Origin of the sequence: Undibacterium parvum (genome assembly GCF_003955735.1) — a bacterium.
In the GTDB taxonomy this organism is placed as follows: Bacteria; Pseudomonadota; Gammaproteobacteria; order Burkholderiales; family Burkholderiaceae_D; genus Undibacterium; species Undibacterium parvum.
Genome location: NZ_CP034464.1, coordinates 2,593,364 through 2,616,944, shown reverse-complemented (window position 1 = coordinate 2,616,944; position 23,581 = coordinate 2,593,364). Strand labels below are relative to the sequence as shown.

Sequence of the window (23,581 nt, the reverse complement as noted above, 5' to 3'; positions counted from 1 at the left end):
CTACTCTAGACTAGGATTTTTGGCCAAAAACATAGGATTTAGCCATTGCTCGGGGATGCTGCGTGGCTTGCGGCTTAGATAGCGCACTCGGGTCTCTTTGTGGCTACTCAATTGATCCAGCAACACCATCTCACTGACCACCGCCGGCACTTGCGTTTTATCCATCACAAAACTAGCGCGTTTGGCCAGCTTCTCCGATTGCACATACAGATCTGCCTTGATAGGCTCATGCTTAGCTTTGCCTAACCATAAGTCGATATGCTGATACGCCGCCGATTTACGCGTGGCATCCAGGCTTAAACGCAAACAGGTTTGCGTCTGCGCTTGGGTTTGTCCGACTGCAGCGGGCGCTTCGCACGGCTCTTCTGCGACTAATTTACCGGCATAATCCTGCGACCAGCTCATGGTGGCGATATCGCCGATAGAAGCATCACCCAACAATTTTTGCATAGGCGTAATCCGCAAGGGACGCTGACTACCCGGCATTAACATCCAAAAATCATCCCCCAGCATCAACACTTTTTGCCCGGCTTCAGCGGGGCTTTGCATCAGCACCAGAGACTGATGTGTTTTTTGCGAAAACACCATATAGCGCCGCTCTTTTTCCTTGCTGCCATCGCGGTTATAGGTGCTGATCTGGGTTTCTACCTGCATCTCATCACTTGCAAGACGAAACTGATCGGCCGCTTTCAACAAGGCACTCACATCTTCAGCCATGGCCGCAGTACTCAAGGTCGCGCTAGTAAGTAGCGGGACAAATAGCGTAATTTTCAATCGGTCTGTTAATAGTTTTTTCATGATTTTCTCTCTCGATTAATTGTGGGCCAAGGCCACCACGATAGCTTGGCGCATGGTGCGGCGGGCGATCCAGGCTGCCGACAGCATGGATAAAATGATCATCATAAAAATCGTCCCAAAATACAGACCGGCATCAATGCTCACCATCAAAGGGTAACCAGTAGAGCGGCCCGGTGGCGGTGGCATCTGTACCGGGAATACTGTCAATAACAAGGCCACACTCACTGCCAGCAAAGCCCCCAGCAGCGCACCGCTACCGCCCAAAAACATGCCTTCGAAAGAAAAGCTGCGTATCAATTGGCCCGGCAAGGTACCCATGGCACGTAAGCTGCCGATTTCCCGCGTCCGCTCTATGATTGCCATCGCCATCGCATTGGCCACCACAAACACCACAATCAAACTGATGATGAGACCCAAAGCACCGAAGATGCGGTCATACAAATCGCGTACCGATTTATAAAAGAAAGCCTGATCCAACCAGGTCTGCACCGTCATCGCCGGCAGTGCCGCAGCCAGTCTAAGCTGGGCACTATTGGTCGCCTCCATAGAGTTTAAAAACACGCCCAGACTCGATACCCGCTGGCTGTTCAAGAGTTTTTGCGCAGTCTTGATATCGGTGTACACCAGGCGTTTATCCATGTCCGGTATGCCAGTCGAGACCACCCCTTTGACTAACACGTCGAGCGCATTTAAGGCGCCATCAGCAGTGCTGGTCATCAAAGTGAGGCTACTACCCGGCTTGGCCTTTAAACTACGTGCCAGCGCATCGCCCAAAACGATCTCGGCCTGGCTGACATTGCTAGCCAAAATCGCGCCCTCTTTCACGCTTAAAAATGGGCCCTTAACGGCAAACTCGGCATCCGGATCTATCCCCACCGCCATCATGATGGTGGACTTATCGCCATTGCTGATCAAGCCAGTAAACTCGACTCGGGGCAAGACATAACGCACCGCCGGGTCGGCTAAAATCGTGCTTTGCAATTGCGCCGCGTTTGCTATGCCGTGTTGCAAAGGCAGGTCTTCTTCCGCCACGAAATGCGCAGGATTTCCTATCACTAGGTGGCCAGAACTACGCGCCGCAGCCTGTGCCAAACCCTCGTAAGACGAATACGCAAAGCCACCCGCCAGCAATATCGACGCCGTACCCAAGGCCGCCACCAGCACCGTCACCATAGAACGACGACGATTGCGCAGCGCATTGTAAAAAGCAAATTTCAACCAGGTGCTATCAAAAGAAAAGAGTTTCATTGCAGTTTCCCATCGAGTAAGGAAAGAATTCTGTCGCTGCGCCGGGTCAAGCGCTCGTCGTGACTGGCAATCACAAAAGCCGCACCTTCGGCATGCCCGCGTTCACGCATCAAGTCGAGCACTTGATCAGCCGTGTGCGAATCCAGACTGGCAGTCGGTTCGTCAGCGATCACCAGACTAGGACGTTTGATCAGGGCACGCGCGATCGCCACCCTTTGTCTTTGGCCGCCAGAAAGCGCATCTGGCAAATGCTGGGCATGCTCATGCAGACCAACCGCTTTAAGTTGCGCCGCCACCCGTTCACGCCTTTCGTCCAAAGGCACACCGGTCAAAAACAGCGGGTAATCGACGTTCTCAGCCACCGTCATCACAGGCACCAGATTAAAGCTCTGGAAGATAAAACCTATGCTGTCGCGACGCTGCAAAGTGCGCTGAGTTTCGTTCAGATCGGCGATAGACACGCCACCCAACCAGACCTCACCAGAATCAGCGGTATCGATCATGCCGCACAGATTCAAAATGGTACTTTTGCCGCTGCCGGATGGCCCGGTCAGCGCCAATAACTCACCGCGTTGCACCGATAAATCCACGCCTTGCAAAGCGCGCACCAGATGGCTGCCCAGGCGATACGATTTATACACATTTCTCAGTTCCACCACTGCAATCTGATTGCTTACTGCTGGATTGCTGGCGGCCGGATTGCTTACGGCCAGATTGCTGACTGCGTGCATCACGCCACCTCTTTCAACATGGCTTTAGCCGCCGCGCTTTGCGGTGCCTCGCTGTGTATCACGCTTTCAAGAAAACGCCTGGCATCGGCGTTACGCTTTTGTTGCATCGCCAAACCAGCCGCACGCATCCACACCGCACCACGGAAACCGCTGGCAGTTTTTTCAAACTGGGCATCCGTCAAGACTTCGTTCAGCAACTTATTCCCACGTTCCGCCCGATTCATAAAACCCGGCACCGCCAGAAAGGTATTGGCAGCGACAAATTTCACCTCTAGCAAAAACGGCGTCCCCTTGTGCAACAACTTAGGGTCAGCCGCCTGCGCTAGTTGCAGCGCCTTATCCAACATCGCCATACCGTCTTCGGCATAAGACATTTTCTTCCATGGGAACATGGTGGTACCCGCCAACTTAGTAGTCGCGGCGCCGGCATACGCCATCAAAACAGGATGCGCAGGCTCTTTCTTGAGTAAGGCCGTAAAAGCCTCGGCCGCTTTCTCTTCCGCACCAGGCGCGGCGGCAAATTGCTGGAAGGCGCTTTGAAACTCTGGCTCAGAAAATGCCATCGCCTTACTGCCAAAGGCGAAGAACAAGCCCGCGCTGATGGCCAGTTTGAGCAAAACCAAGGCCAACAAGATACTGCCTTTTTTACTAGTGACTGCCGTGAGTGTGATTGCCATGCTGTACTCCCTACATTAAAAGTGCTGAACAAAAGCTCAATAAAATCTGAATAAATGAGCCGACCTGGCAAGAGTAAAGCGCAGGCCAGCACAGCACCACGGCATAGCGACAAACGGTAGGAATAAGGTGTGAAGCACAGCAAAAATAGCGCGAATGGATGACAAATAGGGCATGGCCCAGCCCGCATAGCCAGCGCGGCCTGCAGGCCTAGATGCTTGAAGAAGCGCATGGAATATGCGCGTTGGAAGGGGTGTTTGGTGAGGTTGTAATCGGTGTAAACGCCTGCGGCGATTAGCGGCCTAGTTATTGCGGGTTATGGTCTTGAGCTATGAATTATGCCAACCCAAGCGATCGCCTAGAAAATAAAACACGGGACAAATGGGATTCGCCATTAAGCGCTAATCGTAAGCTTTCGCGTCCTATTATGGTTAGCGGCTGTTCGGCAGCTAATAGCGTCTTCACGTTCATCTGGTTAAACCACGGTTCGGCTACCTCGACAACATAGCGCTCCATTTGTAACGCGCAGTTGTCCCATGAAGCATCAGTGGTATCGTATTCAAGATGTCCTTTAAATCGAAGGGCGGTATCTGTACAGATACCGTTGAGACACACATTCTCACTCGGGTCATTCAAAACTCGAACGCCCGCATGCAGTCGGAACGACGGTCCAAATGTAAACTTGTGAACGTGCAGGAAAAAAATGAGATGGTCACGTTCACGAGCAAACCAAGTCGATCTTCTGGAGTAGCCGCGCGACTCCAAAAGTTTCGCGAATCTGCGTAGAACTTTGGCAGCGTTCGATCGCTCTATTACCTTAGCTGCTTGGTACTCCGATGAAAAGCACACAGCTGCCGCTGAACCAGGTTGAGTATTGTCATCCATATGAAGCATAACTTAAAGGCAACGAGATCGCCGCGACCAGTGGTTGAAAAATAGCGAAGGCGTCATTGGTGATTCTGTGTTGGCCACCATATTAAACGTGTACGGATACTTCAAAGCGATCTCCAAGTTCTAAAAATCCGCGAAACCAATCGGTGGGCGTCGCCGTACCTTGTCCACGACTTGCAAACGACCGGACATACACCCTGCATCGTTCAGGTCGCCATTTATCCCAGTGGATTGAGCACATAATCTGCTCTTCCCCATCCAGAAGTCGAGCAGCAACCAAATCCTCACTATTGAACATGAGCCTTAGCCCTAACGTCGGCCAACGTACATCCAACTGACGCTCAGGCTCCATATAATTTTTTTCGAATTCTTCGAACTCGCGCTGCTCTTCTAGATATACAGAAGAATCAGTTGCCTTGACCTCAATTGGAGGGGATGGTTCATCGCATTGAACGAGAGTAAACGACAGACGATTTCCAACAGAAAGTGGAGTTTCATGAACCCAGTAAACATGTGCGTTACGTTCCTCGGAAAGGTCCTGCAATCCAGCGACATGAAAAGATGTGGGATCGTCGTCGTATAGGCCGCCTGCGAGAATTACCGAAAGCAACGAAGCATTGGCGATACCAGCCTTGCAAACTAATTCATCGTTTCTGTGAACGGCGATACAAATCATAGACGCCTAAAAAATAGCGTTTACCCGCCGCAACGGAACGCAAAAATAAAATCCGCGAGCTGCTTGCGGCGGATAAACCTGATTGAACTGTAGCGCCTGCTTGGCGCTCACACTGGAATTGTAAGCGATGCGTTTGCCGTATTGCTAGTAATTTAACAATCAACTCGGTATTCGCAATCTTGGCGTAGGGCGTCAATCGCCGTAAGCGTAGTGCGCCGCATGGAATTTAAAAACAGGCAGCGCCACCGCGCATATTCCATGCGCTTCTTCAAGCACATAGGCCTGTAGCCCGCATGGGATATGCGTGTTGGCGGTATGCTGTTTTTGGTTTGCGGTTGTTAGGTCGTGTTTGTACTTCTTTCGTTACTATGCGATTGCTGGCCGGTGGTAGACCGGCGGCTACTCCCTTTTCTTGCTTCGCCAAGAAACGGAAACAAAAGAAGGCGACGCAAAGTCGCTGCCCTACGGGTTCCCGCCTGTGCAGGTCAAAAAATGGGAAAAGTTCGAAACTCGCTACGCTCAAACACGAACCTTTCTAATCCATTTTCTGCCCAGCACAAGCGGCAGCGCCACATGCGGAAAGCGAACGTCAAAACATCCGTAGTGCGACTGCCGTCTCTCCACGCAAGCAATGCCCACACACATCGAGCTAAGGCAATCCGCTGCTTTTGACTTGGTTTTTGACTGGTTTTTGACTTGGTTTTTGACTTGGCTTTTGACTTGGCTTTTGACTTGGCTTTTGACTTGGATTTTGACTTGGCTTTTGACTTGGGTTTTGACTTGGGTTTTGACTCTGCTTTTGACTCTGCTTTTGACTCTGCTTTTGACTCTGCTTTTGACTCTGCTTTTGACTCTGCTTTTGACTTTGCTCTTGACTAGAATTCGCATGTGGCGCTGCCAATTGTGCGGGGCGGAAAATGGATCAGAAAGGTTCGTGTCTGAGCCGCAGGCGAGTTTCGAACTTTTCCCATTTTATGTCCTGCACAATTGGGTACCCGCTAGGGCAGCGACTTTGCGTCGCCTTCTTTTGCTTCCGTTTCTTGGCGAAGCAAGAAACGGAAGTAGCCGCCGGTCTACCACCGGCCAGCAATCACACAACAACGACAGAAATATAAACAAGACCAAGCCACAGAAAACCAAAAACAGCATGCCGCCATCACGCATATTCCATGCGCCTTGCAGACCAGTATGCTCGAAGAAGCGCATGGAATATGCGCAGTGGCAGGGTCGTTTTCTAAAATCGCGACGATGCAGCGACACGCGTGCGATTACGCGTAGCTAATCGCACCTACCAAATTTACATCTCTTGGCGAAGTGGTCGTGACTAGTAAGTAGCTACCGGTCTACCACCGGTCGGCAATCGCCCAACAACGACGGAAGTAAACCAGCGCCACCGTCAGCGCGCATATCCCATGCGCCTTGCAGGCCAGTATGCTCGAAGGAGCGCATGGAATATACGTGCTGACAGGTGCAGCTTTTAAAACCACGACATCCCAGAGACATGGCCACGCCGATCACGCCGAGTTCATCGCCCCTACTGCGCTAACTTGCTAGCTTTTGAAAACACCAAAACCGCAAACAGAAGCTCAATCAATCCGCCCAGCCCTGCGGCGACAACGGGCGTTAGCGCTAAGAAGAAGACCAGATTGGCGGCGAGTATCAGGCTCACCCCGATTAGCCAGTAAACTGATTTGCCATACAGACTGGCAAAGACCAGGTAGCGGCTTCCTATCGTTGCCATCATTGCTGGAAAAAATAAGCCTGGCTTTAAAAGAAAAAGACCATAGGCCATCGCGCAGCACAGGATAAGCCAAATTGTCGACGCCATCCCAAGCTGGTTAAGCGCATTGGCTTTGCTGGTCGTCGCGGCTCGTCCTAGCGCCTTGGTCACAATCAGGCTAATCGGATAAATGAACGCACCGCCTATCAGCAGCGTCCATACCGCCTGATTCATCCCGAGCCGGTAACACACCAGTGCGGCTGCCATCCACACCAGGCTAGAGACCAGGATACCCGGGGCGCCGTCATAGTAGGCGTGGCGCATCTCTTGTTGCTGCTGTTCGCTGATGGAAAGTTGCATAAGTTCTCCCTGAGGTCTATTCGATAGGTCCGTCGTCGTGATGGGCGATCGCAAGCGTCTTCGCGCCAGAGCTAGCCCTGATGATGCTAGCTCTGGCGCTGGTTTAAATCGCGGCCGCCGGAACTGGCTTAAACAGATTGATATTGGTGGGCTGGTATCCCAGTTTGGCGTACAGCGCCTGGGCGGTTTTATTATGCCCAAACACATGCAAGGCGATGCCGCTAAGGCCGCGGCTGCGCACTTCTTCCTCTAAGGCGAGGAAGGCACGCGAGGCGTGGCCTTGCCGCTGATGCTCGGGCCATACCTCAACACTGTAGACATAGGCGATTGACGCATTAAACTTATGCCTGACGGCGTACCACAATACGCCCACCGCTTGCGCCTCGGCATTGGTAATCATGAATAAGTGATTGTCCGCCGTGTGCAAACCCAGCGGCAGGAGTTCACTATTCTCCTTGCGCGCCAAGGCCAGCGACTCTGATTCTGCCCACTCGCCAGATACAATTTTGGCAGCGGCATAGTCTTTGATCGATAGCTCGGACCAAGTTGCGTATTCGGTGTCGGACATGGGGCGCAGTACTGGCATAGGGGGATCTCAGTGAGGATTTGTGTTTATTGATTTCGTAGAGTGGCGATTAAATAGCAAACGGCGCGATACGCCTGCGCTGATAGGCAGCCGAATTGTTTGGCCTTATGGTCTTGGCTGAAGCAGCAGCAAAACCGTCAGGTGAAATGCTGAAATTCTCTACGCGTAGCTTGGACATGATGCCTCTCTGATTTGCGAGTGATTGGGAAATTTGGCTGGGGACGCATGACCGTTTAAGGTAAGGGACGTGCCGCGTGCGGCACGTCCCGCTTGACCCCAATGTTAGCCAGCACTTTAGAAACGCGTTGTGCTTCAGCTAATAGCGGAGAACTGTTTTCCATTGTCCAGCTTTCATCACACCAATCACAGCAGTTCCAAAGATTCCCAAGCCACCATTCCTCGTGACTCTGCAATGATTCTGGCTTTGGAACGCCGGCAAGGCCGATGTTGTAAGTGGCATCTAACTTCTCTACTAATTTACAAAAGGTCTGCACTGGCATGCTTCGTGAAAAAAATGCGTCAAGCGCCTTTTTGAAAGCACTCATTGCGAATGGTTCGGCCTCCCACGATTCGAGTTTAAATCCATTTATGTCGCTGGCCATGCTCAAGAGGAGGTCCGTTGCATGCTTATGGTCTGCAACAGTGTATATATCCCAAATTTGAGAATGAGCTTCTCCGGTCTCTTTATTGGCAACGTCGGCCCATGTCCGCAGCTCAGCTAAATCACCAATACCGCACCAAAACTCTGCTGCAAGACGGCTTAAATTCTCACGCCAATTGTTCATGATGGCTAACTAGTTATATCCGTCACCGTGACAGGCGAATCGGACGAGTGACGCATAAAGCCTTAAGAAGAAAATCACGAAACCCTCTAGCAGACTAGCTTTGGAGAGTTTCAATGGATTTTCACTATCGTTAAAAAACCTGAAACGCGTCAGTTTATTTCCTTTCGATTATATCAATCAAATTAATGAAATTGAAATACCCCCCCCGAACGCATTTAACACCAATTAGCCGTAGGGTGCGCCATGCGCACCATTTGAAGCTATACCCACCGAATTTACCTGCTGTTGATCTTGAACCAGCGGTGCGCATGGCGCACCCTACCGATGTGAACTCGGTGTGAGGTCGAGGAGTTCATCTATACCGCCGCTCGCAATCTCAGATACAGGCAAGGCCACCGCGCATATTCCATGCGCTTCTTCAAGCACACTGGCCTGCGAGCCGCATGGGATATGCGTGCTGGCAGGGTCGTCTGTTAAAGCCACTACTTAGCCACTACTGAGCCGTTACCAAACCGCGACAGGTCTGCGATTGTGCCTTGCGCATCGCAGCTAGCCTAACTCAGCATCCCGCCAACATTAACAAAGCCCGGTTTCCAAGACTCATCTGATTTCTCCTGAAACTTTTCCTGTCATGCTCCGGTCTTAATCGGCTGGCAAAATACTATATTTATTTGCGTTTTTTTGGCTCGGCTTTTTGCAGACTTTGCATAGCCCACGCCAATAACAATGGCAGCGTTTTGTTCTGCTGTTGACTTTATCCTTTACCACTTTGTTTCTACGAATTAATCATGAATAAAACTGATCTCTTGCAAAAACGTCGTTCACTCCTGACCGGTGGCGTGCTCGCGGGTCTGGCTGCTGTCACCAGCGCCAGCGAAGCCTTCGCCAAACCGACCAAGACCACAGGTCTGGTCCTCGATCAAGCCAAGTGGAGCAAGCGCAATCACGCCCAATTGCAAGCGCTGATCGAGCGCAATGGCACAACCAGCGCCAGCTACAACGCCAAGCGCCGCCCGTACGCCGTGTTTGACTGGGATAACACCAGCATCATGAACGACACCGAAGAAGCCTTGCTGATGTACCAGATCAACACCTTGTCGTTCAAGCTCAACCCGGCGGAATTTAGCGCCATCATCCGCCAGAACGTACCGGCCGGGCCTTTTGTGGCCGACTTTAAAAATGCCGCTGGAGCCATCGTTGATCTCGAATCGGTTTGCAGCGACCTCGATAGCGACTACCAATTTTTATTCGACAATTCGGATAAATTTAAAGGTAGCAAGAAGCTAGAAGAAATCCGCGAGACCCTGCAGTTTCAGGATTTCCGCGCCAAGCTGTATTTTTTGTATGAAGCCGTCAATGAAACCCATGGCGTTAAAGTCGGCTACCCGTGGGTGATCTACTTCTTCACCAATATGTCGGTGGCCGAAGTGCAAAAACTGGCGGAAGCCTCGAACGATCATAATCTGGGCTTGGGACTGAACAAGACCAAATACACCAGCCCGGCAGCCCTGAGCGGCAAAGCCGGTGTGGTCAGCGTGGCGCATTTTCACGGCATCCGCCTGTGCACCGAGATCGCCAGCCTGATGGATGCGTTCCGCCAGAGTGGCATCGACGTCTACGTCAGCACCGCCTCATTGGAAGACGTGGTCGCGGTATTTGCCACCACGCCTAAATACGGTTACCACGTCAAGCGTGAACACGTCCTCGGCCTGCGCCTGGAAAGCGCCGACGGCGTACTGCAAAACAAATACAAGAAAGACTGGCCATTGAACTGGGGCCCGGGCAAGACCGAAGTCATCAAGCGCGAACTGGTCGCCAGCAAAGGCTACGGCCCGGTATTCGTCGCCGGTGACAGCGATGGCGACTACGACATGCTGCGCGATTTCTCTGACACGCAATTGGGTCTGATCGTGAATCGCCTGAAAAAAGGCAAGATCGGTGATTTATCAAAACTGGCCTCAGAACAACTGAACGAGAAAAAACCCCGCTTCCTGTTGCAAGGCCGTTTTGAAATGACAGGCAACTGGCTACCAGCAGAAACCAGTATCAAGTACGGAAAATCCGCGGAGACTTTGCTGGCTTGATTTACTGAATTGAACTGCTACGGTTGGGAATAAAAAACGGCAAGCTTGATTTAGGCTTGCCGTTTTTTTTCGTTCTTATTTTCTGTCTTTAAATAAGGCACGCGGGCCAAATCCGGTCTTATTTTTATGGTGCTTGATATTGCGTTCCATAAAAGTTGACTGCGCATGGCGCACCCTAAGCTTGCTTTCACTATCAAGTTGATCCCTATGTGCCAAAGTTCGAGTTAACCGGATCGCAGCGAGGGGTTAGACGTTTGGTCAACATCAACTCCCTTGCAGCCGTCGCGAATTGCAATAGCGACGTCGGCCTGACCGACGTTGATCTCGTGACGTACCAAGGGAAATACCTCTGAACTTCGCCACCAGTCTCCATCTCTCTTGTGCAAGCTGACCGTTCCGCCTTCAACGCACCTTGCTTTAACCGCAAACGGTCCTTCGCCTTTGATCACAAAGTCGCCCTTTCGTCGCGCAAGTTCAGTCCGAAGCGTCGTCACAAAAAACGCTGGAGCGCATTCGATCTCGTCCCTAATTACCTCAACAAGACTAAGCGGATCGTAGCTCACCACTTCAAATTCAACCCCTTTGAAGCAATAGTAAAAACCTCGGCCTACTGTCGTCCTTTTCGTAAGCTGAACAATTTGCCGCATTGCTATCTTGGGAGCAGTGCACGCACCCGAAAGTACCTTTCTCTCAAGTGCAGGCCTGAGTTCCATATCGTCGTGTATTGCTGCCAACTCAGCAACATCCTGCTCGCTTGGGCAGGACATGTGATCGTAGGTAAGGAAATGGGCGTCAAACTCAGCGGCTTGCAAAGCGAATGCGGACAGCAATGCGACGATAAGAACAAGGAATTTGAAGACGTGATGACGCATGAGGATGCCTAACGCTGGTATGCCGGGATCGCCGCCACTACCATAATTTTAAATATAATCGTCATTTGCGATTTCCTATCGATCATCCTGTTGGGCATCATTGGCCACACTCACAAATCCATGTCCAGCCTTCATGAAAGAAGCAGACGGCTAACTTACCAGGCACAAGAGAAAAGACCGCATCGTTCCGAATAGCTGCGGCCTGAGCAATGATTGTGCGCCGAGCAGCACCCTTGCCATTGAAATAGACTCCTCGGTCAGAACCAAGCCGGTCAGTAAGTGACTCAGGCCACGCATCGGCACCGGAAATTCGTTTGCAAAACTGCGGGTTTAAGGATTCAGGCAATTTTGCAAGGGCAACCCTGGCCTTCTTGGGATTTTCAACAGTCATGTGCAGCCAACGTTCGGCTCTATCGCCTAGGATGAACGCTCTCGCAAACGCGATGAGATGTGTTTCCTGAACTTCTAGAGAACACTCGTCTGCTTGTGGTTCGATTACTTTCACTATCGAGATGCCCCCTATGATGCCGAACGAATAGCGTATATCCGCCGCACCGGAACACAAAATAAGATCCGCGGACTGCTTGCGGCGGATAAACCTGATTGGATTGAACCGCCTTCGTGGCGGCCGCACGAGCGATTGTAAACGATGCGTTTGCCGCAAAGCTAGTAATTTAACAATCAATCCGGCATTCACTATCTTTGCGTAGGTGTCAATCGCCGCAAGCGCATTGCATCGCATGGAATTTCAAATACAGGCTACGCCAACGCGCATATTCCATGCGCTTCTTCAAGCACACTGGCCTGCGAGCCGCATGGAATATGCGCGCTGGCGGCATGCTGTTTTTGCTTTGCTGTGGCGTGGTCTTGTTTGTATTTCTGTCGCAGCTGGGCGATTGCTGGCCGGTGGTAGACCGGCGGCTACTCCCTTTTCTTGCTTCGCCAAGAAACGGAAGCAAAAGAAGGCGACGCAAAGTCGCTGCCCTGCGGGTACCCGCCTGTGCAGGTCAAAAAATGGGAAATGAAGCAAACTCGCCTGCGGCTCAGACAGCTTCATTTCTAATCCATTTTCTGCCATGCACAAGCGGCAGCGCCACATGCGGAAAGCGAACGTCAAAACATCCGTAGTGCGACTTGCGCGTCTCCGTAAGCCCGCGTAGGTACGATTAGCGCAGTGTAATCGTACGCATGCTGCGCTGAATGAAATTTAAAAACAGGCAGCGCCACTGCGCATATTCCATGCGCCTCTTCAAGCACATAGGTCTGCGAGCCGCATGGGATATGCGTGTGGGCAGAGTCGGTTTTTAAAATCACTGCGGCATAGCGAGGTGCGTGCGATTACGCCTTGCTAATCGCACCTACCGAGCTGGGGTTTTGACTCTGTTTTTGACTCTGTTTTTGACTCTGTTTTTGACTCTGTTTTTGACTCTGTTTTTGACTCTGTTTTTGACTCTGTTTTTGACTCTGTTTTTGACTCTGTTTTTGACTCTTTTTTGACTCTGTTTTTGAATCGAATTCGCATGTGGCGCTGCCAATTGTGCGGGACGGAAAATGGATCAGAAGTGAAGCTGTCTGAGCGCAGCGAGTTTGCTTCATTTCCCATTTTACGACCTGCACAATTGGGTATCCCGCAGGGACAGTGACTTTGCGTCGCCTTCTTTTGCTTACTCTTCTTGGCGAAGCAAGAAAAGTAAGTAGCCGCCGGTCTACCACCGGCCAGCAATCGCACAACAACCACAGAAGTACAAACACCACCAAGCCACCGCGCATATCCCATGCGCCCCGCAGGCCAGCATGCTTGAAGAAGCGCATGGGATATGCGTAGTGGCAGGCTCGTGTTTTAAAACCGCTACGGCACCGCGACGTGTGTGCGATTACGCCTTGCTAATCGCACCTACCGGGTTAGCACGGCAGCCCAGCCTTACAACAATTCAATACCAAAACGCCGGGCGATCAGTGTGAACAGGCCGAAGCTGACGATAGAGATCACCGCACTGGCCAACAAGGTCAGCCAAAATCCCAGACGCGGCAGCAACCAAGGGAAGACCAGAAACATAGGCAAGGTCGGCACCACATACCAAAACGTGTACCAGGCATGATTGGCGATCTTCTGCTCGGACTGGTGTTCCAGATGCAGCCAGATCAGGGTGAGGATGGTCACCAAAGGCAGCGCCGCGATCAGGCCGCCTAGCCGGTCGCTACGTTTGGCCAGCTCAGAAACGAGTACCACTACACCGGCCGTTATTAAATATTTAGTGATGATCCAGAGCATGGTTTTCCTGTGAACTAGCGCTTCAAATGCGAAGAGTAACGCAGTTAGCAAGGCAAAGATAGGCGTAGGACTTACGCAAAACCGCCCCAGCGTCGTTGTATCCGCCTTGCCTTACTGGTGTAATGTCTGCGGCGGCACGCCTAGCTGGAACAATTTTTCGTCAGTCCTAAGGCGATTATTTTATTCTGTTGCGCCGGCATCAAAACAGACCCGATCGCGGCCTTCATGTTTGGCGCGGTACAAGGCATGATCGGTGCGGCTCACAAACGCCTCTATGCTTTCGTCACCGGCTATGGCGCCACCGATACTGAGTGTCACGCGATCGCTAAGCAGAGAGGCCACATGCGGCAAATTGCGTGCTTGTAGTTTGCTTCGTATGCTTTCTGCCAGCAGCACTGCGCCGGCAGCATCCGTGTCGGGCAGTAGTAGGCAAAACTCTTCTCCGCCTATGCGCGCTGCCAGATCGCTACTACGTGAAACCGCACTAGCCAATATCTCGGCAATTTCTTTAAGAATCAGGTCACCGGCGGGATGGCCGTAATGATCGTTATAAAATTTAAAATAGTCGACATCGATAGTGAGCAAAGCCAGCGGTATCCGCTGTCGTTTTTGCCGCGCAAACTCTTGCCTTAATCGGGCATCAAATTCGCGACGATTAGGCAGAGCGGTCAAGGGATCAGTCAAGGACAGCAATTTGAGGCTAGTGACTTGCTGCTCGATCAGCGCCAGCAATTTATTAATGCCAGAGGATAATTGCCCTAATTCGTCGGAGCCAGATAGTTTAATGCGGGTATGCCAGGTGGATTGTTGCTCTAGGGTCGTCAGTTCATTGGTGAGCACGCGCAGGCGGCGGATCAGCAGATGATGTATGAAAAACCCAAGCAAGAGCGCGGTCCCCAGTGCGGTCAAGACAAACAGCTGAGCTACATTTCGGTACAGAAGATTGCCTTGTTTGGTGAGATCACGTGAGACATCCAGCGTCAGGATTCCGACGTTTTGTTTTAACACATCCTGTAACTGGTAGTAGAAGTGGTAAAGGTCTTTTCCGTGCGCGAACATCAGTGACTGACTGCCAATATTCACCGCAGCGCTTGCTGGCTCAGGCCATATTTGCAGGCCTTGCGGCATGCCGCGTTGTTCATGTAATTCGAACTTTAATTGGGTTTGCTCGCGCAACTTGCTTACCAGGGTCTGATCCAGCAAGCGCCCGGCCACCAGGTTACCGACAAACTCACCGCTGCCGTCGTTACGGCTGATGCGCGCACGACAGACTAACATCAGGCCAGCCTGGCTTTGCATCAGTCCACATTGCGGTGTACCACCGTTAGCGTCTGCGCTGAACAGTGCGAAGTAGGGACCGCTACTAAGCTCTGGTAGATTCAGGCTCTGGCCCGACGCCGAGCGAGTTTCAAACAAGAGTAGCTTAGCCTTTGCGTCAACAACCAGCACCATAGAAAAGTGTACCGGTTTCATGGCGTTCACGCCTATATTTTCTTCAGCCCAGACCGGGTCAGGTTTTTGGGCAAATTCGTAGGTCGCATTCCATGCGGCCCAGTCCGCGCTTTGTAAGCTCAGCGCCAGCAGTTCGGCCTGTATGCCTTGTAGCATACGGTTTGAATTCTCTATCATCTCGCGGCGCTCTATGGCATCGTAACTGGCACTCATATTGTGCTCAAGCTGAGCCAGATTGAGTGCGGCCATAAGACCAAAACAGAGAACGAAGGTGAGTAGTAGTTTGAAGCGTATTCCCATACTGTTTCCCGGAAATTGTGCATAAAAACCGAAGTGAGTATCCGCCCTAAGGCTGAGTCAACACTTACCAACAAATATCTTTACGGGCGTCTCTACGAATGCATACCCAATCAAACTAAAACGGAGAGAAATTCTTAAACATGAGCAATTGTATCGCTATGCGCCTAGTGTAATCCAAGCACTGGCGTCATCCGCTGAATTATTGTATAGCGCTCGACCACAGAGCGCTACTTAAACTAGTGAAATGTCACAGGCCACCCAGCCAGCGCGCATACTGCATGCGGCTTAGAGGGGCGATGCCTTGGAGAGGCGCATGGAATATGCGCGTTGGGCCTGTGCTGTTTTAAAAATATTCAGCAGCTACTAAAGGTCTAGCCCTAGGCTTGACCCAGGCGCGCCTGCATGCCGCTAGATAACCAGAGCTGCTGGTCGGCGCCGACTATCATTGCATCGACCTGGTGTAAATGGCTGAGGCGCTGGCGTCCGGCGTCTACGCCTGCCACCATGATGGCAGCACCGAGGCCGTTGATGGCGGCAATATCATGGCTGACTAACGCCAGACCGTGCGGGCCCTGAGTTGGGTAGCCGGTTTTTGGGTCGAGAATATGGTGTAGACGTTTACCTTGATGCATGAAGTAACGTTCATAGTCGCCAGAGGCGGCGACAAAACCCTGATTCAATGCCACCACACCGAGAATTTGTTCAGGCTGGCGCGGATCGCGCAGGCCGACGCGCCATGGGCGTCCGTTTAAATTGCCATTGACCAGCACATCGCCGCCGCCATTGAGCATGGCATTGTGCACCCCGTGTGCCTGCAGGGTTTGCAGGCCGGCCTGCAAAATCGGTAGTTTGGCGATGCCACCTAAATCGAGGCGCATGCCGCGTCTGCTCAGATAGGCGGTGCCGGCTTTGTGATTCAGGATCAGGCCTTGGGAATCCACCAGCGGCAATTGCGCGGCGATCTGTGCTGCGCTGGCTAGTGCTGGATGGGCGGCGTCAAAACTCCAGTCTTTGAAGGCACCGACGCTGGCATCAAAAGCGCCGCCACTGCTACGCGCTGCTTGTTGCGCCATCTGCAGTACCCGCATCATCTCGGGCGGCACTTGCACCGCCTGCAGACCAGCGGCCAGATTGATGGCGTTGAGCACACTGGTGCTGCGGTAGCGGCTCATCATATCGGCCAGCCGCGCCATTTCGCTAAATGCCGCAGCCGCGGCCAAGTCTAGATTGCCGCTGCCCTGCAGTGTCAGATCTAGCCGCGTGCCCATCAAGACTTGGCTGGCCTGATGAATATCCGACTTGGCTTGCACAGTCGGCACCACCAAACCACAAGCGAGCACAGGTAAGGCCATCAACAGGCGACGGCGGCGCGCTTGAAATTGTTTTTCAAACTGCGCATCAGACAAAACAACAGACATACTTTTCCCCAAAGACTAGGTGCCTAACTAGCTACCTGACTAGCGACCTAATTAACGCGACTGATCCACCATGAAATCAACCGTAGCCTTGACATCGGCATCGCTCAAGGTAGTCGAACCACCGCGTGCCGGCATCTGGCCTTTAGCACCAGTGAAGCCTTCCAGCGCATGCTTGTACAGCATATCCATACCTTGGGCGATACGCGGTGCCCAATCAGCTTTGTCGCCCGGTTTTGGCGCGCCAGCCACATTGGCGGCGTGGCACAGCGAGCAGGTTTTGCCGTAAGTGGCTTTGCCAACCAGGTTTTCAGCGGCCGCTGGTGCTGCAGGTGCGGCGGCAACTACCGGAGCCGGTGTTGGAGCGGAAGCCGCAGGAGTCGCTGCGTCTTTTTGGCCGCAGGCACTCAACAGGGCCAAGCTGAAGATACTCAATACCAGAGCGGATGATTTTTTCATGATGTATTCCTTAATTTGCGATGTTTCAAGCCGATCAATTCGGATTTAAGATCGCGATTTTTATGGGTTTATTTTAACTCGCGCGGTAAGCGCAAATCGATGTAAATGGAGTGTCGCACAGCAAAGTCTGCGCTAGCGCAAACCCGAACTAAAAAGCGCGCTATTTCTATTTTTTCTTGACGCCCGTCAATTCATTTTTTTTGCCTATCAACCACCATCCTATCCGTTGTTGTATTCATTCACCATGGCCTAACCGTTACACCGAAAAGACCAGCTAATAAGGATCGCATCATGAGCCAAGACAAAACTGCAAAACCGGAAGTTGCTCCAGCATTAGGCCGCCGCAAATTCCTCAACACCGCAGCGATTGCCAGCATAGGCACTTTAGTTGCCTGTACTGAAAAACCAAGTAGCGCGGGTGCCTCAACAGCAGCGCCAGCTTCAGCACCGGCAGCCGCTGGTGATCACTCGGCCGCGGCCAATGCCACGCACCTGAAACCGGGCGAACTCGACACTTACTACGGTCTGTGGAGCGGCGGTCATACCGGCGACATGCGCGTATTGGGCCTGCCTTCCGGTCGTGAACTGCATCGCATTCCTTGCTTCGTACCGGATGCACTGGTAGGTTGGGGCGTCACCAACGAATCGAAAAAAGTCATGGGCACCAAGCCTGACGGTAGCCTGAAGTACACCGTCGCTGATACGCATCACACCCATGCCTCCTACAAAGACGGTAACTACGATGGTCGCTACGCCTTTATTAACGACAAGATCAACAGCCGTATCGCGCGTATCCGTTTAGATTATTTTGTCTGCGACAAAATCACCGAACTGCCGAATGTGCAGGGTTTCCACGGTATTTTCCCGGATAAATGCGATCCTGTAGATCCAAAAATCAACTACACCACCCGCGTTTTTTGCGGCGGTGAGTTCGCCATTCCTATGCCAAATACGGGTACAGATGATGGTACAAAATACCGCTCTATGTTCACTTGCGTCGATGCCGAAAGCATGGAAGTACGCTGGCAAGTGCTGATCGACGGTAACTGCGATCTGGTTGCTTCTTCGTATGACGGTAAATTGGCCGCCACCAATCAGTACAACACCGAGATGGGTGTGCACTATGAAGACATGATGGCATCAGAACGCGATGCCTGCCTGTTCTTCAACATCGCACGTATTGAAGCGGCAATTAAGGCCGGTAAATTCAAGACTATCGGTGATTCTAAAGTGCCAGTGGTCGATGGTACCCACGAAGGCAATAAAGATCCTAAGACCGCCTTGACGACTTATGTGTCTGTACCAAAAAATCCGCATGGCGTGAACGCCAGCCCAGACGGCAAGTATTTCATTTGCGCTGGTAAATTATCACCAACCACGACGGTCATTGAACTGAACAAGGTCTTGGATTGGTTCGAAGGTAAACTGGAAAAAATCGACGACGCCATCGTGGCTGAAGTTGAACTGGGTCTGGGTCCTTTGCACACTGCATTTGACGGTCGCGGCAATGCCTTTACTACTTTGTTCCTCGACAGCCAAGTGGTGAAATGGAATGTAGACGCAGCGATCAAATTCCACAAAGGCGATAAAGCCTCTAAATATGTGGTGGATCGCCTTGACGTACAGTATCAGCCTGGTCACTTGAATGCATCGCAATCCGAAACGAAAGCTGCCGATGGTAAATACCTGGCGGTAGGTTGTAAGTTCTCTAAAGACCGCTTCTTACCAGTTGGCCCTTTGCATCCTGAGAATGAACAATTCATCGACATCTCTGGCGAAAAAATGATCTTGCTGGCGGATCACCCGGTACGTGGCGAACCGCATGACTTCATCATTTTCAAACGCGATCTGGTTCGTCCTAAGCAAGTATATAACCTGGACGAATTCCCTTTAGCGACCAAAGATCCTAAAGATTCAGGTGTCGTTCGCAATGGTAAAAAAGTGACGGTAAGACTGACTTCTCAAGCGCCAGCCTTCAGCATGCGCGAGTTTAAATTGAAAAAAGGCGACGAAGTCACCTTGATATTGACTAACCTCGACAAGATTGAAGATTTGACGCACGGTTTTGCTATCCCTAAGTACAACGTCAATTTCATCGTCAATCCTCTGGAAACCGCCTCGGTCAGTTTCATCGCTGATAAACCAGGTGTGTACTGGTGCTATTGCACCCACTTCTGCCACGCATTGCATCTGGAAATGCGCACTCGCATGATCGTGGAAGCCTAACCCGGTAGTTGTAGCTCCGGTGCTGCCAGGGATTGCCTGGCAGCACCACACAGGAGGCCCGCATCCCTTGCAGAGCGGGACGACTGTCTAGTAGGAATAAAAATGTATCCAAATAAAAAACCCTTAGCGACCAACGCAGTTCACTGCCTGGTCGCATTTTTTCTGTTGCTGAGCCTCTGTATTTTCAGCAGCGGCCGCGCCTTTGCAGCCAATGGTTCGTATGAGGCCGCCTTGCCCGATGAACTGAAAACCGCCAAGGACATGTGCGCGCTGATCCCCTGTGGCGAGGCGTTTCCCGGTGCTGTGAGTTTTTCCGAACGCATAGGCCAACCACCGTATGTCGAAGCCTATGGCGCGCCCGTAGCGGGCAAAAAGCCCTTGCTCGGTTACGTGATGCTATCGACCGACATCACCGACACGCCGGCCTATTCGGGCAAACCGGTGGTCACATTGATGGGCATGGACCTGAAAGGTCGTTTCGTCGGCATCAAGGTGCTCAAGCATTCAGAACCGATACTGTTGCTGGGCATACCTGAGTCTGCCCTGCTCAATTTTAATAAACAATACATCGGTAAATCGGTGGCCGACAAGGTCGAGGTCGGTCAGTCGCGCCCGGACGAAGGCGTACTGGGTGTGGATGCTATCTCGGGCGCGACCGTCACCGTCATCGTGCAGAACCAGGTCATGATGACGTCTGGCATGGCGATTGCGAGACAAGTGGGCATCGCTGCCCCTACCGTGCGCGAGCCAGCCAAGTATGTCGTCACAGGTCAGCATCTTTCATGGGATCAGTTGGTCAAACAGGGTAGCGTACAGCGTTTGCTGGTCAAGGCCGAACAAGTCGGAATGGAGAAAAACAGTGTGCCGTTTATCGAACTGTGGTTTGGTGATCTTAATCATCCGGATGTCGGCATCAGTCTTTTGGGCGAACATAGCTTCAATAACCTGCACTCGCAGCTGAAAGAAAACGAACATGCGATTTTCATCATCCGCACCGCCGGCATCGAATCTTTCAAGGGTTCTGGCTTTGTACGCGGTGGCATGTATGACCGGATTCAGGTCAAGCAGGATGCCGACTCTTTTACTTTCCGCGATCTCGATTACCTCAATTTGTATGGCATAGAGGCCGCTGGCGCGCCCACCTATAATGAGTCGGCGATCTTCGTGATACGCTCAAAAGCATTTTCTAGCGCTTACCCTTGGAAACTCTCTTTCCTCGGCAACCGGGTCGACCGCGCCACCGGTGCCCGCAGCTTCGCTACCTTCGATACCAAATACTGGTTAGCTAAAGAGCTCTTGCTCGGCGGCCGACCTGCAGTCGAAGAAGCGGCCGCACCGTATGTGCGGATCTGGAAATCCCGTGCAATCGAGATTATTTTGTTCGCTCTGTTACTGGTAGTGGTCACTGTGGTTTACGCTTTGCGCGAGAAACTGACACGCCGCTCTAGCCATAAAAACAAATGGCCGGTGAATGTGTTTAAGTACAGCGCCTGGGCACTGAGCATAGGTTTCGTCGGTTTCGGTGCGATGGCGCAACCGTCTATCACCCAGGTGCTGACCTGGTTCCACTCTTTGCTGTTTCAGTGGACCTGGTCGCTGTTCTTAACTGACCCTTTCATCTTCCTATTCTGGATTTTTATTATCGTCACCGTGTTCCTGTTCGGGCGCGGCCTGTTCTGCGGCTGGATGTGCCCATTTGGCTCACTCTCGGAAGCGATTTACAAAGTCGGTGAAAAAGTCGGGCTGAAACGCTTTCAGGGGCATCTGCCGCGCGCCTTGCATGACAAACTCAAATGGCTCAAATATACGATTTTCTTTGGCTTGCTGACGGTCTCCATGTTCTCCATGGGGCTGGCCGAAAAATTATCTGAAATAGAACCGTTCAAAACCACCTTCCTGGTCGGCATCAGCAACCGCAGCTGGCCGTATGGTTTGTTTGTCTGCGTCTTGCTGGGCATCTCGCTATTCATAGAGCGGCCTTACTGCAAATACATATGCCCGCTGGGCGCGGCCCTGGCGATGCCGAGTACCTTTCGCTGGTTCGGTCTGAAACGCAAACAGGACTGCAATAGCTGCAAGGCCTGCGCGGTCAGTTGCGGTTCACTGGCGATTGATGCGGCTGGCCGTATCGATCACCGCGAATGTCTGCACTGTCTCGACTGCATGGTGCTGTACACCGACGTCAAAGGCTGTCCGCCCTTAGCAAAAGAACGTAAACGGCGTGAGCGCGATGGACTAGAAATCAAAGCGATAGGACGTGACGGCTATTTCATTCCTATCTATCAGATCCCCGCGACTGCGGCCTCCACGGCAGTGCAAGCCGGGCCCGATCCGCGTATGCCTTCCGACATGGTAGTGCCACCGCACAAGGCCTCTAGTAGCGGTCTGAAATGGATATGGCAGGAACTGTTCGATCATCTGTGGCCATGGAGCGCAGAAGGCTGGGCATCGCAAAGAGCCTTGCAAATCGCCGGTTTCGCGCTGGCCATTGCGGCTAGTCTGGCATGGGTATTCACCGCCTTCGGTCAGCTTTCTTCGGCGGCGATTATAGGCTGGTGGTTCGGCTGGAGCGTGTACGAGGTATTGATACGCTTGTCCGGCCGTCGCTATGTGAAAGACGGTCCTTGGTGGCAAGCCAACTACCGATATGCCAGCGTGATGGATATGCTGAGCTACGTCAGTTTTAAGAATTTGCTGATAGGCGCAGGATTATTCCTAAGCTTGAAGGCATTGGGATTATTATCTGTATGAGGACGATCATTCGCGGTTTTCCCTTGCTGCTCTTTCTTGCTATGGCCTTTGTTCAGGCCGCCACCGTACAAGTCCCAGCCGGCAGTTCGCTGCAACAGGCAATCGCCGGCGCCCATGCCGGTGATGTGCTGGAAATCGCACGCGGTCATTATCAGGGTAATTTTTTGATAGACAAGAAGCTGACGCTACGCGGTATCAATCGCCCTACCCTGAGTGCGGCGCAAAAAGGCGACACTATCCGTGTGACTGCCGCCGATGTGGTCATAGAAGGACTGATAGTGCGCGACTCCGGCGACAGCCTGAAAGACCAAAATGCCGGCATCTATCTCTACCCCGGTGCGCACCGCGCCGTGGTCAGACACTGCGATCTGACTTACAACCTGTTCGGTCTGTGGATAGAGAAATCGAATGATGTTTTGATCGAGGGCAATCTGATCACTGGCAAGCGCGAATACAATTCTTCGCAGCGCGGCAATGGCGTGCAACTGTACAACACCAATGGTGCGCGCATCATAGGCAATAACATCAGCTTTGTGCGTGATGCCCTGTATGTCGATGTCTCCCACCATGCCATTTTCAAATCGAACAAATTGCATCACAGCCGTTATGGCAGCCACTACATGAACTCTTACTACAATCTGTGGGAAGACAATGATAGCTACTACAACCGTGGCGGCCTGGCATTGATGGAAGTGCGCAATCAAACCGTCAGAAATAACCGCACCTGGGGTAACTCTGACCACGGCATCATGCTGCGCACCATGCAGGATTCCGTAGTCGAAAATAATGTGATTGCCGGCAATAACCGCGGCCTGTTCATCTATGATGTGGAGTACGTAACGATCAAGAACAATCTGATCGTTGACAACCACGTCGGCGTACATTTGTCGGCAGGCTCTACCCGTAACGAGGTCGAGGGCAATGACTTCATCTCGAATCGCGAACAGATCCGCTATGTCGGTGCCAAAGATGAAAAGTGGGGCGTCAAGAGCGGTAACCACTGGAGTAATTATCTGGGTTGGGACAGAAACGGCGATGGCATAGGCGATGTCGCCTATGAAGCCAATGACATGGTAGATCGACTAAGCTGGCGTTACCCCAGTACCAAACTCTTGCTCGCCAGCCCGGCAGTACAGGCCTTGCGCTTAGTCTCGCAGCAGTTTCCGGTGCTGCGCGTGCCTAGTGTGGTCGATCCCAAGCCGCGTATGCAACCGACTAACAAGCAATGGAATCAGTGGCATGGTAAGCACTACCCGGGTCAATAAGAGTAAAAATAAACC

The 23,581-nt window shown here is 52.1% G+C and carries 22 protein-coding genes; 5 read left to right on the top strand and 17 right to left on the bottom strand.

Features of this window, described 5'->3' with window-relative positions; genetic code table 11:
- The 6 genes from EJN92_RS11405 to EJN92_RS11380 all read right to left on the bottom strand — a co-directional run bounded on the left by EJN92_RS11405 (position 1) and on the right by EJN92_RS11380 (position 5,019).
- On the bottom strand, positions 1-798 hold the full coding sequence (locus EJN92_RS11405) for an outer membrane lipoprotein-sorting protein (protein WP_126127938.1): 798 nt from the start codon (positions 796-798) through the stop codon (positions 1-3).
- 15 nt (positions 799-813) lie between these two features.
- Positions 814-2,046, bottom strand: a complete 1,233-nt coding sequence (locus EJN92_RS11400; RefSeq protein ID WP_126127937.1) for an ABC transporter permease — start codon at positions 2,044-2,046, stop codon at positions 814-816.
- The gene (locus EJN92_RS11395; RefSeq protein WP_227869517.1) at positions 2,043-2,777 is read right to left on the bottom strand and encodes an ABC transporter ATP-binding protein; all 735 of its coding nucleotides are present in this window, start codon (positions 2,775-2,777) and stop codon (positions 2,043-2,045) included. The genes EJN92_RS11400 and EJN92_RS11395 overlap by 4 nt, the downstream gene beginning before the upstream one ends.
- Positions 2,777-3,454 (bottom strand): hypothetical protein, encoded by a 678-nt coding sequence (locus EJN92_RS11390; protein WP_126127936.1) that lies wholly within the window; start codon positions 3,452-3,454, stop codon positions 2,777-2,779. The genes EJN92_RS11395 and EJN92_RS11390 overlap by 1 nt, the downstream gene beginning before the upstream one ends.
- Before the next feature lie 334 nt (positions 3,455-3,788).
- Positions 3,789-4,337, bottom strand: a complete 549-nt coding sequence (locus tag EJN92_RS21560; protein ID WP_126127935.1) for a hypothetical protein — start codon at positions 4,335-4,337, stop codon at positions 3,789-3,791.
- A gap of 91 nt (positions 4,338-4,428) precedes the next feature.
- Positions 4,429-5,019, bottom strand: a complete 591-nt coding sequence (locus tag EJN92_RS11380) for a hypothetical protein (RefSeq protein WP_126127934.1) — start codon at positions 5,017-5,019, stop codon at positions 4,429-4,431.
- 708 nt (positions 5,020-5,727) lie between these two features.
- Between EJN92_RS11380 and EJN92_RS21445 the strand changes: the two genes are divergently transcribed.
- On the top strand, positions 5,728-5,898 hold the full coding sequence (locus EJN92_RS21445) for a hypothetical protein (RefSeq protein ID WP_170174897.1): 171 nt from the start codon (positions 5,728-5,730) through the stop codon (positions 5,896-5,898).
- Positions 5,899-6,553: 655 nt separating this feature from the next.
- On the opposite strand, the gene EJN92_RS11375 is transcribed toward EJN92_RS21445, so the two are convergent.
- The 4 genes from EJN92_RS11375 to EJN92_RS11365 all read right to left on the bottom strand — a co-directional run bounded on the left by EJN92_RS11375 (position 6,554) and on the right by EJN92_RS11365 (position 8,470).
- Complete coding sequence (locus tag EJN92_RS11375) at positions 6,554-7,099, bottom strand: DUF7010 family protein (RefSeq protein ID WP_126127933.1); 546 nt, start codon at positions 7,097-7,099, stop codon at positions 6,554-6,556.
- A gap of 103 nt (positions 7,100-7,202) precedes the next feature.
- Entirely contained in the window at positions 7,203-7,685 is a 483-nt protein-coding gene (locus tag EJN92_RS11370; RefSeq protein ID WP_126127932.1) for a GNAT family N-acetyltransferase, read from the bottom strand.
- Positions 7,686-7,734: 49 nt separating this feature from the next.
- On the bottom strand, positions 7,735-7,863 hold the full coding sequence (locus tag EJN92_RS22000; protein WP_265415583.1) for a hypothetical protein: 129 nt from the start codon (positions 7,861-7,863) through the stop codon (positions 7,735-7,737).
- Positions 7,864-7,918: 55 nt separating this feature from the next.
- A complete protein-coding gene (locus tag EJN92_RS11365; RefSeq protein WP_126127931.1) occupies positions 7,919-8,470 on the bottom strand; it encodes a hypothetical protein in 552 nt (183 codons plus the stop codon).
- 806 nt (positions 8,471-9,276) lie between these two features.
- Here EJN92_RS11365 and EJN92_RS11360 point away from each other — a divergent pair.
- Positions 9,277-10,554, top strand: coding sequence for an HAD family hydrolase (locus tag EJN92_RS11360; RefSeq protein WP_407701555.1), 1,278 nt, complete (start codon positions 9,277-9,279; stop codon positions 10,552-10,554).
- A 224-nt stretch (positions 10,555-10,778) separates the two neighbouring features.
- Here the strand turns inward: EJN92_RS11360 and EJN92_RS11355 are convergent, their stop codons facing one another.
- The 7 genes from EJN92_RS11355 to EJN92_RS11330 all read right to left on the bottom strand — a co-directional run bounded on the left by EJN92_RS11355 (position 10,779) and on the right by EJN92_RS11330 (position 17,324).
- The gene (locus EJN92_RS11355) at positions 10,779-11,426 is read right to left on the bottom strand and encodes a hypothetical protein (RefSeq protein WP_126127929.1); all 648 of its coding nucleotides are present in this window, start codon (positions 11,424-11,426) and stop codon (positions 10,779-10,781) included.
- Between the two features lie 97 nt (positions 11,427-11,523).
- A complete protein-coding gene (locus EJN92_RS11350) occupies positions 11,524-12,168 on the bottom strand; it encodes a hypothetical protein (RefSeq protein WP_157984359.1) in 645 nt (214 codons plus the stop codon).
- A 596-nt stretch (positions 12,169-12,764) separates the two neighbouring features.
- On the bottom strand, positions 12,765-13,238 hold the full coding sequence (locus EJN92_RS21440; protein ID WP_157984358.1) for a hypothetical protein: 474 nt from the start codon (positions 13,236-13,238) through the stop codon (positions 12,765-12,767).
- A gap of 109 nt (positions 13,239-13,347) precedes the next feature.
- Positions 13,348-13,698, bottom strand: a complete 351-nt coding sequence (locus EJN92_RS11345) for a DUF3147 family protein (RefSeq protein WP_126127927.1) — start codon at positions 13,696-13,698, stop codon at positions 13,348-13,350.
- A gap of 180 nt (positions 13,699-13,878) precedes the next feature.
- Positions 13,879-15,450, bottom strand: coding sequence for a diguanylate cyclase (locus tag EJN92_RS11340; RefSeq protein ID WP_126127926.1), 1,572 nt, complete (start codon positions 15,448-15,450; stop codon positions 13,879-13,881).
- Between the two features lie 377 nt (positions 15,451-15,827).
- Positions 15,828-16,868 carry an FAD:protein FMN transferase gene (locus tag EJN92_RS11335; protein WP_126127925.1) on the bottom strand — a complete coding sequence of 347 codons (1,041 nt, stop codon included), beginning with the start codon at positions 16,866-16,868 and terminating at the stop codon, positions 15,828-15,830.
- Between the two features lie 51 nt (positions 16,869-16,919).
- Positions 16,920-17,324 (bottom strand): c-type cytochrome, encoded by a 405-nt coding sequence (locus tag EJN92_RS11330; RefSeq protein WP_126127924.1) that lies wholly within the window; start codon positions 17,322-17,324, stop codon positions 16,920-16,922.
- 291 nt (positions 17,325-17,615) lie between these two features.
- Between EJN92_RS11330 and nosZ the strand changes: the two genes are divergently transcribed.
- From nosZ to EJN92_RS11315, 3 genes are all read left to right on the top strand, one after another.
- A complete protein-coding gene (nosZ, locus tag EJN92_RS11325; RefSeq protein ID WP_126127923.1) occupies positions 17,616-19,550 on the top strand; it encodes a TAT-dependent nitrous-oxide reductase in 1,935 nt (644 codons plus the stop codon).
- 102 nt (positions 19,551-19,652) lie between these two features.
- Positions 19,653-22,301 (top strand): 4Fe-4S binding protein, encoded by a 2,649-nt coding sequence (locus tag EJN92_RS11320; protein ID WP_126127922.1) that lies wholly within the window; start codon positions 19,653-19,655, stop codon positions 22,299-22,301.
- The gene (locus tag EJN92_RS11315) at positions 22,298-23,566 is read left to right on the top strand and encodes a nitrous oxide reductase family maturation protein NosD (RefSeq protein WP_126127921.1); all 1,269 of its coding nucleotides are present in this window, start codon (positions 22,298-22,300) and stop codon (positions 23,564-23,566) included. Before EJN92_RS11320 ends, EJN92_RS11315 begins: the two co-directional genes overlap by 4 nt.
- The last annotated feature ends 15 nt before the right edge of the window (positions 23,567-23,581 follow it).

Excerpts from the sequence above, each read along its gene's own strand:
- EJN92_RS11405 (WP_126127938.1), bottom strand. The coding sequence starts at position 798 with ATGAAAAAACTATTAACAGACCGATTGAAAATTACGCTATTTGTCCCG.
- EJN92_RS11400 (WP_126127937.1), bottom strand. The coding sequence starts at position 2,046 with ATGAAACTCTTTTCTTTTGATAGCACCTGGTTGAAATTTGCTTTTTAC.
- EJN92_RS11395 (WP_227869517.1), bottom strand. The coding sequence starts at position 2,777 with ATGCACGCAGTCAGCAATCTGGCCGTAAGCAATCCGGCCGCCAGCAAT.
- EJN92_RS11390 (WP_126127936.1), bottom strand. The coding sequence starts at position 3,454 with ATGGCAATCACACTCACGGCAGTCACTAGTAAAAAAGGCAGTATCTTG.
- EJN92_RS21560 (WP_126127935.1), bottom strand. The coding sequence starts at position 4,337 with ATGGATGACAATACTCAACCTGGTTCAGCGGCAGCTGTGTGCTTTTCA.
- EJN92_RS11380 (WP_126127934.1), bottom strand. The coding sequence starts at position 5,019 with ATGATTTGTATCGCCGTTCACAGAAACGATGAATTAGTTTGCAAGGCT.
- EJN92_RS11375 (WP_126127933.1), bottom strand. The coding sequence starts at position 7,099 with ATGCAACTTTCCATCAGCGAACAGCAGCAACAAGAGATGCGCCACGCC.
- EJN92_RS11370 (WP_126127932.1), bottom strand. The coding sequence starts at position 7,685 with ATGCCAGTACTGCGCCCCATGTCCGACACCGAATACGCAACTTGGTCC.
- EJN92_RS22000 (WP_265415583.1), bottom strand. The coding sequence starts at position 7,863 with ATGTCCAAGCTACGCGTAGAGAATTTCAGCATTTCACCTGACGGTTTT.
- EJN92_RS11365 (WP_126127931.1), bottom strand. The coding sequence starts at position 8,470 with ATGAACAATTGGCGTGAGAATTTAAGCCGTCTTGCAGCAGAGTTTTGG.
- EJN92_RS11355 (WP_126127929.1), bottom strand. The coding sequence starts at position 11,426 with ATGCGTCATCACGTCTTCAAATTCCTTGTTCTTATCGTCGCATTGCTG.
- EJN92_RS11350 (WP_157984359.1), bottom strand. The coding sequence starts at position 12,168 with ATGCGATGCAATGCGCTTGCGGCGATTGACACCTACGCAAAGATAGTG.
- EJN92_RS21440 (WP_157984358.1), bottom strand. The coding sequence starts at position 13,238 with ATGCGCTTCTTCAAGCATGCTGGCCTGCGGGGCGCATGGGATATGCGC.
- EJN92_RS11345 (WP_126127927.1), bottom strand. The coding sequence starts at position 13,698 with ATGCTCTGGATCATCACTAAATATTTAATAACGGCCGGTGTAGTGGTA.
- EJN92_RS11340 (WP_126127926.1), bottom strand. The coding sequence starts at position 15,450 with ATGGGAATACGCTTCAAACTACTACTCACCTTCGTTCTCTGTTTTGGT.
- EJN92_RS11335 (WP_126127925.1), bottom strand. The coding sequence starts at position 16,868 with ATGTCTGTTGTTTTGTCTGATGCGCAGTTTGAAAAACAATTTCAAGCG.
- EJN92_RS11330 (WP_126127924.1), bottom strand. The coding sequence starts at position 17,324 with ATGAAAAAATCATCCGCTCTGGTATTGAGTATCTTCAGCTTGGCCCTG.
- nosZ (WP_126127923.1), top strand. The coding sequence starts at position 17,616 with ATGAGCCAAGACAAAACTGCAAAACCGGAAGTTGCTCCAGCATTAGGC.
- EJN92_RS11320 (WP_126127922.1), top strand. The coding sequence starts at position 19,653 with ATGTATCCAAATAAAAAACCCTTAGCGACCAACGCAGTTCACTGCCTG.
- EJN92_RS11315 (WP_126127921.1), top strand. The coding sequence starts at position 22,298 with ATGAGGACGATCATTCGCGGTTTTCCCTTGCTGCTCTTTCTTGCTATG.